The organism is Mesorhizobium sp. M0761 (assembly GCF_040320205.1).
Lineage (GTDB): Bacteria > Pseudomonadota > Alphaproteobacteria > Rhizobiales > Rhizobiaceae > Mesorhizobium.
The window spans coordinates 1-13,988 of the sequence record NZ_JAMYPF010000010.1; the positions used below are offsets into that span (position 1 = coordinate 1).

General features: G+C 65.2%; 10 protein-coding genes and 1 pseudogene. 4 read left to right on the plus strand and 7 right to left on the minus strand.

What is annotated here, in order from left to right:
- Window positions 1-293: 293 nt before the first annotated feature.
- Window positions 294-1,988: pseudogene (locus NKI32_RS17625) on the plus strand (ATP-dependent helicase); the annotation flags it as partial.
- Window positions 1,989-2,306: 318 nt separating this feature from the next.
- Here NKI32_RS17625 and NKI32_RS17630 read toward each other — a convergent pair.
- The 5 genes from NKI32_RS17630 to NKI32_RS17650 form a co-directional block, all read right to left on the minus strand.
- Window positions 2,307-3,347: an ABC transporter permease gene (locus NKI32_RS17630; protein WP_023746907.1), complete on the minus strand. Its 1,041-nt coding sequence runs from the start codon at window positions 3,345-3,347 to the stop codon at window positions 2,307-2,309.
- Window positions 3,344-4,141 (minus strand): ATP-binding cassette domain-containing protein, encoded by a 798-nt coding sequence (locus NKI32_RS17635; protein ID WP_023668308.1) that lies wholly within the window; start codon window positions 4,139-4,141, stop codon window positions 3,344-3,346. The genes NKI32_RS17630 and NKI32_RS17635 overlap by 4 nt, the downstream gene beginning before the upstream one ends.
- A gap of 86 nt (window positions 4,142-4,227) precedes the next feature.
- Window positions 4,228-5,241 carry a substrate-binding domain-containing protein gene (locus NKI32_RS17640; RefSeq protein ID WP_352668030.1) on the minus strand — a complete coding sequence of 338 codons (1,014 nt, stop codon included), beginning with the start codon at window positions 5,239-5,241 and terminating at the stop codon, window positions 4,228-4,230.
- A 115-nt stretch (window positions 5,242-5,356) separates the two neighbouring features.
- Window positions 5,357-6,265, minus strand: coding sequence for a sugar phosphate isomerase/epimerase family protein (locus NKI32_RS17645; RefSeq protein ID WP_353003072.1), 909 nt, complete (start codon window positions 6,263-6,265; stop codon window positions 5,357-5,359).
- Window positions 6,262-7,293, minus strand: coding sequence for a Gfo/Idh/MocA family protein (locus tag NKI32_RS17650; protein WP_352916285.1), 1,032 nt, complete (start codon window positions 7,291-7,293; stop codon window positions 6,262-6,264). The genes NKI32_RS17645 and NKI32_RS17650 overlap by 4 nt, the downstream gene beginning before the upstream one ends.
- A 194-nt stretch (window positions 7,294-7,487) precedes the next feature.
- On the opposite strand from NKI32_RS17650, the gene NKI32_RS17655 reads away from it, so the two are divergent.
- Together NKI32_RS17655 and NKI32_RS17660 are read left to right on the plus strand one after the other, a co-directional pair.
- On the plus strand, window positions 7,488-8,513 hold the full coding sequence (locus tag NKI32_RS17655; RefSeq protein WP_023682116.1) for a LacI family DNA-binding transcriptional regulator: 1,026 nt from the start codon (window positions 7,488-7,490) through the stop codon (window positions 8,511-8,513).
- Between the two features lie 161 nt (window positions 8,514-8,674).
- On the plus strand, window positions 8,675-10,150 hold the full coding sequence (locus NKI32_RS17660) for an esterase-like activity of phytase family protein (RefSeq protein WP_353003073.1): 1,476 nt from the start codon (window positions 8,675-8,677) through the stop codon (window positions 10,148-10,150).
- 78 nt (window positions 10,151-10,228) lie between these two features.
- Here NKI32_RS17660 and NKI32_RS17665 read toward each other — a convergent pair whose 3' ends face one another.
- A complete protein-coding gene (locus NKI32_RS17665; protein WP_023668302.1) occupies window positions 10,229-11,017 on the minus strand; it encodes a L,D-transpeptidase in 789 nt (262 codons plus the stop codon).
- A 198-nt stretch (window positions 11,018-11,215) separates the two neighbouring features.
- On the opposite strand from NKI32_RS17665, the gene NKI32_RS17670 reads away from it, so the two are divergent.
- Complete coding sequence (locus NKI32_RS17670) at window positions 11,216-12,688, plus strand: MATE family efflux transporter (RefSeq protein ID WP_023682118.1); 1,473 nt, start codon at window positions 11,216-11,218, stop codon at window positions 12,686-12,688.
- Window positions 12,689-12,691: 3 nt separating this feature from the next.
- Here NKI32_RS17670 and NKI32_RS17675 read toward each other — a convergent pair whose 3' ends face one another.
- The gene (locus NKI32_RS17675; protein WP_353003074.1) at window positions 12,692-13,900 is read right to left on the minus strand and encodes an MFS transporter; all 1,209 of its coding nucleotides are present in this window, start codon (window positions 13,898-13,900) and stop codon (window positions 12,692-12,694) included.
- Window positions 13,901-13,988: the final 88 nt, after the last annotated feature.

Consider the following 13,988-nt stretch of genomic DNA (forward strand, 5'->3'; position numbering starts at 1 on the left):
CCCCCCTCTCTTGGGGGGGGGGGGCGTGGCCCGAAACCCCCCCCCCCCCCCGGGGGGGGGGGCGGCGCCGGCGGGGGCGGGCGGGGGGGGGGGGGGGCAGCGCCGGCGCCAGTCACCCCTCCCCGCCGCTTCGCGGCGACCCTCCCCATCCAGGGGAGGGTAAAGCGCGATCGGCCGAAGGCCGCAAGCCCGACCGGGCGTCCGAGCCGTTGCGAGGCGACTCCCGCGACGCCGAAGGCGCGCAAAAAAGAGGGGGCGGAGGGCCCGCGCCGGCAGGCGTGGAACAGCCCGTGAGCGTGAATATTTGCTGCGTCGGCGACGACGACCAGTCCATCTATGGCTGGCGTGGCGCCGAGGTCGACAACATCCTGCGCTTCGACAAGGATTTCCCGGGCGCCACCATCATCCGGCTGGAACGCAACTACCGCTCGACGGCGCACATCCTCGGCACCGCCTCGCACCTCATCGCCCACAATGAGGGTCGCTTCGGCAAGACGCTGTTCACCGAGAAGGTCGCCGAGGACGACGAGAAGGTGCATGTTCACGCCGCCTGGGATTCCGAGGAGGAAGCCCGCGCCGTCGGCGAAACCATCGAGACCTACCAGCGTGCCAAGCACAAGCTGAACGACATGGCCATCCTGGTCCGCGCCTCCTTCCAGATGCGCGAATTCGAAGACCGCTTCGTCACGCTCGGCCTCAATTACCGCGTCATCGGCGGCCCGCGTTTTTATGAGCGCATGGAAATCCGCGATGCGCTGGCCTTCTTCCGCGTCGTCGCGCAGGGCGCCGACGACCTCGCCTTCGAGCGCATCGTCAATGTCCCCAAGCGCGGCCTGGGTGAAGCCACCATCCGCCAGATCCACGACACGGCGCGTGCGTTGCGCATCCCGATGCTGGAGGCAGCCTCCAAGCTCGCCGAAAGCGATGAATTGAAGCCCAAGCCGCGCGCGGCCTTGCGCGAAGTGGCGGCCAATTTCGAGCGCTGGCAGAAGGCGCTGGAAACCACGCCACACACCGAGCTCGCCGAGACCATTCTGGAGGAGAGCGGCTACACCGACATGTGGAAGAACGACCGTTCGGTCGAGGCGCCGGGCCGGCTGGAAAACCTGAAAGAGCTGATCCGCTCGATGGAGGAGTATGAATCGCTGCGCTCCTTCCTCGAGCATGTCGCGCTGGTCATGGACGCCGAGCAGAACGCCGAGCTTGACGCCGTCAACATCATGACGCTGCATTCGGCCAAGGGCCTCGAATTCGAGACCGTGTTCCTCCCCGGCTGGGAGGAAGGCCTGTTTCCGCACCAGCGCGCGCTGGACGAAGGCGGCCGCTCCGGCCTGGAGGAAGAGCGCCGTCTCGCCTATGTCGGCCTGACCCGGGCCAAGAAGAACCTGCATTTGTGGTTCGTCTCCAACCGCCGCATCCACGGCCTGTGGCAATCGACCATCCCGTCGCGCTTCCTGGACGAACTGCCGGAAGCCCATGTCGAGGTCGCCGAAAGCGGCAACTCCTATGGCGGCTACCGCAATACCTATGGCGGCGGTTCGTTCGCGTCCGGCCGTGGCGGCCAGGGCGCAGGACGGCAGAACCCCTACGGCGCCTCGCGCTTCGACAATGTCGGCGCGGAAAAATCCGGCGCCTTTTCCAACACCTATGCCACGCCGGGCTGGCAGCGCGCCCAGGCCAACCGCACCGAAGCGACCGACCGCAACTGGGGTTCGCGCTCCGGCCACCAGGTCGAGCGCATCGGCTATGGCGAGACCGACTCCGGCTACGGCGCCGGCCGAACCAGCGTCAAAGGCCGCACCATTGACGGCGAACTGGTCGCCAAATCCGTCGCCGACACGCCGTCGCCCTTCAGCGTCGGCGACCGCGTCTTCCACCAGAAATTCGGCAACGGCAACATCTCCAACATCGAAGGCAACAAGCTGACCATCGACTTCGACAAGGCCGGCCAGAAACGCGTGCTGGACGGGTTCGTCGCGGCGGTGTGAGCGCCCGCTTGTCCTGTTGTCCTACAAGCGACCACATTGTTGTAGTCTGGCGGAGCCCTCCCCGCCTCGTCATCCACGGGCGGAGCAAGGAGCGTAGCGACGCAGCGTAGACCCGAGGATCCATCCCGCGTCTTCAACGCGTTGCCACGGTGCGGAATCCTGCGCAGCTGCACTCCAAGGTCGCGGAATGGATTCCAGGGTCTACGCGACGGAGCTTCGCTCCTGCTCCGCCCTAGAATGACGAAGCGACGGGCGTCTGCCCAGTCGTCGGGGCATGCGGTCCGCAACATGAGCGTCCCCGTCAATTTAGCCCGCCCCTCACCTGTACCGCGCCTGGTTCCACTTGTGCCCCAGCAGCGACAGGATGATGATCAGGCCGTTGAAGAACTGGACGTAGAAGCCGCTCAAGCCCGCCGCCACGACGCCGGTCTGGATGAACGACACGGTGACCGCGCCGATGGCGCCGCCGGCAACCGTACCGATGCCGCCCCAGGTCGGCGTGCCGCCGACGAACACTGACGCCAGCACCGGCAGCAGATAGCCGTCGCCGGCCGTCGGCCACCAGGTGAAGTTGATCATCACCGAGAACGTACCGGCGATCGCGGCCCCGATGCCGGTGAAGATGAAAACTTTCACCCGTACGCGCTTGACGTCGATGCCCATTTGCTGGGCGCTGTCGGGGTTGTCGCCGACCACCCTCACCTGCGCGCCGAAGCGGTGCCGGTTGTAGAGCATTGCCGACAAAATGACGAAGGCGAGTGCCCAGAAGACCTGTACCGGAAAACCCCACACCTGACCGGAGAAGATGGTGTACGCCCAGCTGTCGCTGAGACCGGTCAATGCCGTCGATCTGCCCTCGTTGATGATCTGGATCAGCCCACGCAGCAGGAAATTCATGCCGAGCGTGGCGATCAGCGACGACAGCCCGCCATAAACGACGAGCGACCCAACGAGGAAGCCGAGCAGCGTGCCGGTGATGAGTGCGGCAGCGATGCCGAGAAACGGATCATAGCCGGCCTGCACCACCAGCGCGAACACCCAGGAGGCAAAGCCCATGGTTGCGGGAAACGACAGGTCGATCTCGCCACAGGTGACGACGAAGACCAGCGGCACCACCACGAACAGCGCAACGGGCAGCGTGGTCAGCACGGATCTGTAGAGATACCAGGTGGTGAACACGGTCGGGTTGGCGATCAGGAACGCCGCCATCATGATGATGAACACGGCGAGCGTGCCGAGCGCTGCGCGGTTGTCGATGACGAAACCGCGCAGCCAATGGTCGGACGGGTGCTTCCACTCAGGCCGGGCCGCCTTGCCGCCGAGCGGGCTCTGCAGATCGGGTTCCATGGTCTTGCTCATCGTGCTGCCCTCTCCGCGTCGCCGGCCTCGTGCAGCCCCGGCAATCCTCCGGGATGCGCAACGTCTTCCATGAAATTGATCAGCTCTTCGGCCGACTTGACCTCGGTGCGATCGGCGGTCAGCGCCACCTTGCCGCGGTCAATCACCACGAAGCGGTCGGCGATGTCGAAGACATGGTGGATGTTGTGGCCGATGAACAGGATCGAACGGCCGCTCGCCCGCACCTGGCGCACGAAATGGAAGACCTTGGCGGTCTCGGTCAGCGACAGCGCCGTCGTCGGCTCGTCAAGGATGATCAGCTCGGCCTGCTTGTAGATGGCGCGCGCGATCGCCACGCCCTGGCGTTCGCCGCCGGAGAGCTGGCCGACGATCGAATGCGGCGTGAACACCTTCGAGGTAAAGCCGATCTCGCGCATCAGCCGGCTCGCCTCCTCTATCTCTTTATTGACCTTCAGAAAGCCCATGAAGCCGGTGAGTTCGCGGCCCATGAAGATGTTGCGCACGATGGTCTGCTGCACGGCCAGCGCCCGGTCCTGGAAAACCGTCTCGATGCCGGCGTCGCGCGAGCGTGCCGCACTCCAGCCGGTCACCGGCTTGCCGCGCACCAGGATCTCGCCGCTGGTCGGCTTGACGACGCCGGACAGGATCTTGATCAGCGTCGATTTGCCGGCGCCATTGTCACCGATCAAGCCAACCACCTCGCCGCGGTCGACCGAGAGATTGACCCCGCCCAGCGCATAGACCTGGCCATAGGATTTGCTGATGTCGCGCAGTTCGATGATGCGTTCGGCCATGGCGATCCTCGCTCCTGTGGTATCATCCCGGCCTGGTGCCGGCGGTCCTGCCGGCCGGGCTTGCGCCCAGCCGGCAGTTTGGGAGGTCAGCGCAGCGCCTGCTTGGCGAGCTCGGCGACGATCTCGTAATTCTGCGGCGTGACGAAGCCCGCCCCGGTGTCGACATTCATCGGCGCCAGGCCCAGCACCACCTGCTGGCAAAGGCTGAGGATCGGCAGATAGCCTTGCAGAAACGGCTGCTGATCAGCCGTCAGCTGCACCCAGCCGCCCTTGAACGCCTCGACGATCTGCGGGCTGGTATCGAAGCCGAAGTTGAAGATGTCGCCGGGCTTGCGTCCCGCCGCCTGCATGTAGGTGGCGACGTTGCCCAGCATCTGGCCGCCGGGATAGCCGACCGCCTTGACGTCGGGATTGTTGAGCAGGGCCGCGGTGATCACCGGTATCGCCAGATTGGGGTCGGACGCCCATTCGCCGCTCGGCGGCGACGACAGCTGGATGACCTCGACGCCGGCTTCCTTGAGTGCTGCCACCGTGCCGCGCTCGCGCGCGCCGCGGGCCTCGTTCTCGAACGGGCCGATCATGATCGCCTTGTCGCCGGACTTGAGATTGCCGAGCTTGAACGCTTCGACGCCGAGCGCGCGGCCCTGCTGCTCCTGCTGGGCGCCGACATAGCCGCCGCCGAACGCGTCCACCACCTTCGGCACCGGCACGTTCTGGTACATCATCTTGATGCCGTCCTTATGCGCCTGTTCGGCCAGCGGCATGATCGCGGCGTCGCCCGGATGGCCCATCATGGCAATGCCGTTTGGCTTCACGGCGACGGCCTCACGCAATTGCTGCACCATCTTCTCGACGTCCCACTGCGAGAAGATGTAGTCGACCTTCGGCCCGAGATCGGACGCCGCCTGCTTGGCGCCATTGTAGACGATGGTGCCGAAAGCGTCGCCCTCGGCGCCGCCGACGAAAAAGCGGATGTGGACATCCTTGCACCACTGGGCGTCGAGCGCCTGCGCCGGCAGAGTGGAGATGGCAGCGCACAGCGCCGTGGCGGCGGCCACGACGGTCGAGCGCAGAAGTGTCGTTCTCATTGCGATGCTCATGCACGTTCCTCCCTTTTGTCCTCGGTGAGCCGAGGGGTTCGTCGTTCGCTTTTCGGCAGTGCTTGTCGGCAGTGCTTGGCAATCTGTCAGGCCGGCTCCTCCCACCGGCCCTCGGTCACGCTGGGTTCGGCAGGTAGGTCGCTCCTCCCCGGCATTGCTTGAGGTATTCCAGCCCGCGCACCTGGCCTGTGATTTCGAGGTCGCCGCGATAGACCGGGTCGTGCCAGCCCTCGATGTCGATGGCGCCCTTGTAACCGGCCAGCCGCAATTCGCTGATCACCCGCGTCCAGTCGCTGTCGCCAAAACCGGGTGTGCGCATCTGCACGAAGGGCAGCTTGCCGAACACGCCGTGCTCGCCGATGACATCCCAGCGCACCGTCGCGTCCTTGCCGTGGACATGGAAGATGCGCGGCGCCCATTTGCGGATCTGCGGTATCGGGTCGATGAGATAGACCAGCTGATGGCAGGGCTCCCATTCCAGGCCGAGGTTCTCGTCGGGCAATTCGTTGAACATCAGCTCCCAGGCGTCCGGATTGTGGGCGATGTTCCAGTCGCCGGCCGCCCAGTTGCCGTCCATGGCGCAATTTTCGAAGGCAATGCGCACGCCCTTGTCGGCGGCGCGTTTGGCCAGCGGCCCCCAGACCTCACGGAAGCGCGGCAGGCTGTCGGTCAGCTTCTTGCCACGCAGGCGGCCGGTGAAGCCGCTGACCGTCGAGGCGCCGAACAGATGCGCATTGTCGATCACCGTTTCCCAGGCCGCGAGCACGCCGCGATCGACCTCGCCGTCCTCCAGCGGATTGCCGAACACACCGATCGACGACACGACGACATCGGCATCGCCGATCGCCTCGCGAATCTCGCCGGCGAGCCGCGGCAAATCCTTGCCGCCCAGCGTCTGCCAGAAGAAGGGCTGGATGCTCTCGAAGCCGAGCGGCAGAATCTCTTTGATGTAGGCGGCCGGGTCTTCGAGATTGGCCCGCACCATGGTGCCGATCCGGATGTCGAGAAGCGGGTTTGGCATCATGATGCTTCCTGTGTGATTGCGACGCGCCGTCCGGTCTCGGCGCTTTCGATGGCGCCAAAAACCATGGCCAGGCTTTTGATGTTGTCGCTGCCACGCGTTTCCGGCTCGCTGCCGGTCTCGATGGCGTGGATGAAATCCTTGATGATGCCGAGATGACCGCCGATGCGGTCGGCGGGATCGAGCGGCGGCACTGTGATGGGTTGGGTCAGGTCGAACAGGCCGTCGCGGACCGACAACACAACCTCGGCCTTCAGCCCGTCCTCGCCGTCCCAGAGCAGGCTGCCGTGCTCGGCGACGATGCGCCATGTGCTCTCCCAACTGGTGCGGAAGCCCGCCGCGCACCAGGAGCCTGCATAGGTGAAGCGCTTGCCGCCACCGAGATCGAAGATAGCGCTGGCCGACGATCCCTGCCGGTACCAGGAATTGGCCGGCTCCCATTCCTGGCAAAAGACACCGGCGGGATCGCCTGCGACCATGTAGCGGGCGGCGTCGAATGTGTGGATCGCCATGTCGAGCAAGAGCACATGGGCCATCTCCTCGCGAAAGCCGCCGAAATGCGGCGCGACGAAGAAGTCGGCATGGATGCTGGTCGGCTTGCCGATGGCGCCGGAGTCGAGAAAGCGCCTGATGCGCCGGACATTGGCGACGTAGCGGCGGTTCTGCACGACCGCATGGACGCGCCCCGCGTTACGCGCCGCATCGACGATGGCGCGCGCATTTTCCGGAGTATCGGCCAGCGGCTTTTCCGTCAGCAGATGGCAATTATGGGCAAAGGCGGCAAAGGCGACATCACGCCGGGCGGCTGGAACCACGACATCGAACACCGCGTCGGGCCTGGTCTGGTCGAGCACCGCGTCGAGGCTGGTGCCGATGACCGCGCCGTCGAGCCCGTATTCGTGCGCCCTCGCCTTCGCCCGTTCGGCGTCGAGATCGACAAGGCCAACAATGGCCAGCCCGTCGATCTGCCTCGCGGCATCGAGCCAGGCCTTGCTCATCGCACCACAGCCGACGAGGACGGCATTCATCATCCGGCATTCCTCCCGTCCGGTCCCTCCAGACCGAATGTCACGGCATTTCCGGCATCACCGTAAACGTTTCTCCGTAAACGTTTACGAGAACACACCCGATGGCGTAGAATGTCAATCGGCTGTCAGCGAAAATCATCCCGAAGCCTTGGCCTGGGCGGCAGCCGGTGCTAGCCAAGACAGGGGGAGAACTGTCCTTGGCGTCCAGCATCCATGACCTCGCGCGTCACCTGAACATTTCGATCGGCACCGTGTCGCGGGCGTTGAACGGCCGCGCCGACGTCAATGCCGACACCCGCCAGCGCGTGCTCGCCGCCGCCAAGCAATTGAACTATTCGCCCAACCAGTCCGGCCGCAGCCTGCGGCAAGGCACCACCCATTCGATCGCCTTCATGCTGCAGCCGCATCCGGGCGACCAGCAATATGGCGAACCGTTCTTCATCCCGTTCCTGATCGGTCTGCAGGGCCGGCTGGCCGAGGATGACCTGGATCTGATGGTCGTCATGGGCGAGCCCGGCCAATATCAGCAGGAGAGGCTGCGCCGCGTGGTTGAGACGCGCCGGGCCGACGCGGTCGTGTTGGCCAATACACGGCGGGAAGACGATCGGATCGACTATCTCAGCAAGGCCGGCTTTCCCTTCGCCACGCTTGGCCGAAGTCAATCCGGCGACGACACCTATCCTTCGCTCGATATAGATTTCGAGAGGGCGGGTGATGAAGCCGTCGACCGGCTGGTCGCGCGCGGCCACCGCCGCATTGCCGCCATCCGCCCTTCGCTTGATCTCAACTTCGGCTACCTTTTCCTCGACGGCTACCGCAAGGGGCTGGAGCGGCATGGCATCGAAGTCGACCCCGGCCTGATCGCCGACGGCTTCATCAACGAGGCAGGCGGCTACCAGGTGACGCCGCGCGTGATGCTCTCCAAGGACCGGCCCACAGCCATCATCTTCAACAATGACGCAATGGCGCTCGGCGGCTGCAAGGCACTGGCCGAGATGGGCATCAGGCCCGGCCACGACATCGCGGTGATCGTCATCGTCGACACGCCGCTCTGCCGCTACTTTTCACCGGCGCTGACCGCCTTCCGTCCGTCGCTGGAGCCGATGGGCCGGCGGCTGGCCGAAATGCTGCTGGCCTCGCTTCCCGCCTTTGCCGGCCCGGAAGGTCCGCGCATCATCCGCGAAGTCTGGCCGCTGGAGCTGATCGCGCGCGACAGCGATTGATAGTGCGTCTCTCCCTTCTCCCACAAGGGAGAAGGAAGAGGCCCGCTCTGTCACGCAAGTATCATGTTCGCGTCCTAGACCGCTTTGCGAGAGGGCGACATCGTCGATGCGATGCGGTGGCCCCTTTGCGCCGCTCAAGGCTTGTCACAAAGAGGATCTCCATGAAAATCTCGCACCGAACCGTGTCGCTCGGCGCCGCGCTGGCGCTGTTTACCGCCCTGACCCCTGCCCTTGCCGACAGCACAGCCACCGTTGGTGGCTTCGTCAACAAGGGCCTGGTCGGCGTCGGCCGCATCCCGGCCGATCAGAAGGACAAGTTCGGCGAGACCTTCGGCTCCGGCTCCGGCATGTCGATCGACGCCGCAAGCTGGACCCGTGGCGCGGACGGCTACAAGGGCTCGCTCTGGTTGCTGCCCGACCGCGGCTACAATGTCGTCGGCACCACCGACTACCGGCCGCGCCTCAACACTATTCGCATCGAGTTCACGCCGGCCGCACTAGGCGCCACGCCCACCTCCGGCCAGGAACAGACAGGCGTCAAGGCGACGCTTGCCGATTCCCTGCTCCTCACCGACGACAAGGGCGCTGACGCCACCGGCCTCGATCCGCTCAACGGCGTGCGCGCGGCCAATGGCGACCTGCCGATCCTGCCCGAGGCCAATGGCAAGCTGGCGCTCGACAATGAGGCGATCGCGCGGCTGCCCGACGGCACCATGTTCATCTCTGACGAATACGGCCCCAACATCTACCGCTTCTCGGCCGACGGCCATCTGTTGTCGGCAACGCAGCCGCCCGCCGCTTTGGTGCCGATGCGCAAGGGCGCGCCGAACTTCGCCTCCGACAATCCGGGCCCCGGTGCAGCCGAACCCGATCCGAAGGATCCCGAAACCGGCCGCCAGAACAATCAAGGCCTCGAAGGCATGGCGCTGACGCCGGACGGCAAGTCGCTGATCACTGTGCTGCAGTCGGCGCCCCGCCAGGATGGCGGCGATTCGCCCGCGACGCGCCAGAACACCCGCGCGCTGGTCTACGACGCCTCCGACCCGGCCCATCTCAAGCTGGTGCATGAATATGCCGTGCCGCTGCCGGTGTTCAAGGACGCCAAGGACAAGACCAAGGTCGCCGCGCAGAGCGAAATCGTGGCGCTGTCCGACAAGACCTTCCTGATGCTGGCGCGCGACAGCGGAAACGGCCAGGGGGTGAAGGGCGATACTTCGCTGCTGCGCCAGATTTTCGTCGTCGACGTCTCTGGCGCCACCGACATTGCCGGCGGCGCCTTCGATGCCGCCGACAAGCCGCTGGCGCCCAAGGGCGTGCTCGACCCCTCGGTGACCCCGGCCAAGCTGACGCCGTTCATTGACATCAACGACAACAAGGAACTCGGCCGTTTCGGCCTGCATGACGGCAAGCCGAACGACAAGAACAATCTCTCGGAGAAGTGGGAAGCAATGTCTGTGGTCAGCCTGCTCGATCCGGCGCTGCCCGACGACTATTTCCTGTTCGTCGGCAACGATAACGACTTTCTCACCCAAGACGGTTTTCAGGTCGGCGCGCCCTACAAGGCCGACGACGGCGCCGATGTCGACACCATGTTCCTGGTCTATCAGGTCACGCTTCCGGGCCTCGCCAAGAAGTAGCCGTTTACGGAAAGGCGGACGCGCCCGGCGCGTCCGCCTCTAAACGTTTGTCGGCGATCAGCGATGCCGTGAAGGCACCTATTTCAAAATCTCCGCATCCCTTGGCACGCCGGCATCGATCGGCTCGGCGGTCCGGCTCGACACGGCCATGATCTTGCCTGCGGCCGACAGGTTCGGGCGCACATAGACCTGGGCTACGCCGTTGACCCGGCTGTAGAGGTCGATAATGTCCTGGTTCATGAAGCGCACGCAGCCCGACGACGCGTTCTTGCCGATGGAATCCCATTCCGGCGTGCCGTGCAGCCGGTACATCGTGTCCTTGCCGTCGCGGAACAGATAGAGCGCACGCGCGCCGAGCGGGCTCTGCGGTCCCGGCGGCATGCCGTCCTTATATTTCGCCAGTTCCGGCCGGCGCTGGATCATTTCGGGCGGCGGCGTCCACACCGGCCATTTCTTGCGCGCCTGGATCACGGCGCTGCCGGTCCAGCCAAACCCGGCCTTGCCGAGGCTGACGCCATAGCGCATTGCCTTGCCGCCGTCGCGCACCAGATAGAGAAAATGCTCGGATGTATCGACGACGATCGTGCCGGGTTTTTCGCCGGTCGGATCGTCCACGATCTGGCGCACGAACTTCGGATCGAGCTTGGCCACGGGGATTGCCGGCAATGAAAAGCCCTCATCGACGCGCGCCGAATACATGGTGGCGGCATCGCCCAGAGCCGGTTCGGGCGCCGGAGCGGGCGTTGGCGGCACCACGACGTCGGTCGTGGTGCAGGCTGAAAGCGCCATGGAAGCGGCACCCAAAGCGGATATTCCAAGAAACGCGCGCCGGTTCAGGCGCTCGGAAAAAAGCGGATTGTCGGACATGATCCCCCCAGCCTATTCATCATATCCAACAGGATATGCGACCCCACGCGGCGACGACCCATATCCCATTCCGAATGTTTTGAGAACTGATTAGCTTGAAGCCGCCAGGTGGCATGTTCCAATGCCGCATCGACCTTGTCCGTCAAATCGGCGATCATTGCCGGGCGGACTTTGAGATGAACCTTCGCCGAACAGCCCATGGACGAAAAAATACCACCGCGCCGGCGCACCGGCGACCTGACCAGCGGCCCGATTCCGCGCACGCTGCTTTTGTTCGCTCTGCCGGTGCTCGGCTCCAATGTGCTGCAGTCGCTCAACGGTTCGATCAACGCTGTCTGGGTCGGCCGCTTCCTCGGTGAATCGGCGCTGACCGCCACCTCCAACGCCAATCTGGTTCTGTTCCTGATTCTTGGCACCGTATTCGGCATCGGCATGGCCGCCACCATCCTGGTGGCGCAATCGGTCGGCGCCCGCGACCTGCCCGAGGCGCGGCGCATCGTCGGCACCAGCGCCAGCTTCTTCTTCCTCGTCTCGGCTATCTTCGCCGTCTGCGGCTGGATCTGGGTCGACGCCATCCTCAACACACTGGGCACCCCGCCCGATGCGCTGCCGCTGGCGCGCTCCTATCTGCGTATCATCTTCGTCGCCGTGCCGATGATGAATCTTCTGTCCTTCGTCATGACGGTGCTGCGCGGTGCGGGTGATTCGCGCACGCCATTCTTCTTCATGGCGCTCGCCGTCGTGCTCGACATCATCCTCAATCCGCTGCTCATTCGCGGCATCGGCCCCTTCCCCGAGCTCGGCATCGCCGGCTCCGCCACCTCGACGCTGATCGGCCAGACAGTGAGCGTGATCGCCATCCTCGTCGTGCTTTATGCCAGAAAGCATCCGCTGCGGCTCGCCGGCGCCAACCTCGCTCTGCTGCGGCCGGATCCGGCGCTGCTCAGGATCGTCGTCTTCAAGGGCGTGCCGATGGGCCTGCAGATGATCGTCATTTCGGCGGCGGCGCTGACCGTCATGGGCATCGTCAACTCCTACGGCTCGCAGGTCGCCGCCGCCTACGGCATCGCGGCGCAGCTGTGGACCTATATCCAGATGCCTGCGCTGGCGATCGGCGCCGCAGTCTCGTCGATGGCGGCCCAGAATGTCGGCGCAGGGCGGTGGGACCGCATCGGTCGCATCGCGGCGTCCGGCGTCGGCTTCAACCTGGTGCTCACCGGCGCCCTGGTGGCGCTGCTGTTCTTCTTCGACAGGCCGGTGCTCGGCCTGTTCCTTAGCGGCGACAGCACCGCAATCGACATTGCAGCCCACATCAACAAGGTGGCGTCCTGGTCGTTCATCCTGTTCGGCGTCACCATCGTGCTGTTCGCCACCGTGCGCGCCACCGGTGCCGTGATGCCGCCGCTGATCATTCTGGTGATTTCCGTGCTGGTCGTGCGTACCGGCTTTGCCTACTTCTTCAGGAGCTACATCGGCGAGGAAGCGCTGTGGTGGAGTTTTCCGGCGGGATCGATCACCTCGCTGGTGCTGGCCGCCGCCTATTATCGCTTCGGCCGCTGGCGCACCATGCACATGATCGAGGACCGGCCGGCCGCCGGCGAGCCGCCCGACACCGGCCTCGGCATCCCGCGCGGACGGGCAAACATGGCGCCCGAGACGCCAAACGGGTGAGGCTCAGCGCGCGTATTTGACGCCGAACCCCAGCGCTACGACAGAGAACAGCGTGATCATGCCGGCGAAGGCCAGGCTTGCCGTCGTCGGAGTGGTCCAACTCGACAGCAGCCCAATGCCGATCACCGGCAGCGCATTGCCGCAGAAGCAGCAGATAAAGAACGCCGACACCAATTCGGCGCGACGCTCGGCAGGTGCGATCTGGTTCACCACCTGCAGGCCGCCGCGATAGCCGAGCGCCGCCGCCACGCCGCACACAGCGGTGGCGGCAACCATCAGGGACATCGAGGCGAAAAACTGAGCAGCAACCATCAGCCCTACGGCCGGGATCATCAGCGCCAGCGCGGCCAGCATGCCGGCGCGGCTGGACAGTCGGGTCGTGGCCAGAATGGTCGCGGCCGCAACGATCGACAGTTCAAAGAACAGCCCGCCGGCCTCGGCATGGTTGGCCACATGCAGCTGCTGCGCCAGGATGCTCGGCGCCAGGGCTGCATAGAAGCCGACCAGCGCCATGGCGCCGAAGCCGGTGAAGGCCGGCGCCACGAAAGCGGCGCGGATATCAGCGGGCACCGACAGCCGCGGCCGCAGCGAAACGTCGGCCAGCCTTCCCGGCCGCGAAACGGTTTCCCTGGTGCGCCAGATCAACAGCGTCACCACCACGAGCAAGGCAAGATAGACCGCAAACGTTAGTCTCAACGGCCAGGGCGCATATTCGGCGAGCAGGCCCGATGCCAGCGCGCCGAGGCCAAGGCCAACGAAGTTGGTGCTGGTGGCGATGATTGCCGCGCGCGATTTGTCCTTACCCTCGATCAATTCGGCAAGCCAGGCCGTGCCGGTTCCCGCGCCGACGCCGATGCCAAGGCCGCTCAATATGCGGGCGACATCGAGCCATGCGACGTTCTCGGCCAACAGGAACACCAGCGCGCTGACCACCGCTATGGCCATCGACGCCAGCGCCGCAGGACGGCGGCCAATGCCGTCGGACAAGCGCCCGAACATCAGCAATGCGCCGAGATTGCCGACGACATAGACGGCGTAGACCAGCGTCAGCGTGATCTGCGAGAAACCGAAGGCCTGCTTGTAGATGACGTAAAGCGGCGTCAGCACCGTGCTGCCGGCGAACAGAGCGGCGATCATGGCGGCAACCGCGGCCATCGCGGGCCGGCCATCGAGTCCGTTGTCGCGCGTTATGGTCTCGGCATAGCTGGTCATGGCAACCTCCGGCCAATCGCCCAACGCCCAATTGCGCCCCAACGTCCATGTAAGGATGGCCGTTCCACGCGCCGAACTTCATCCTGAC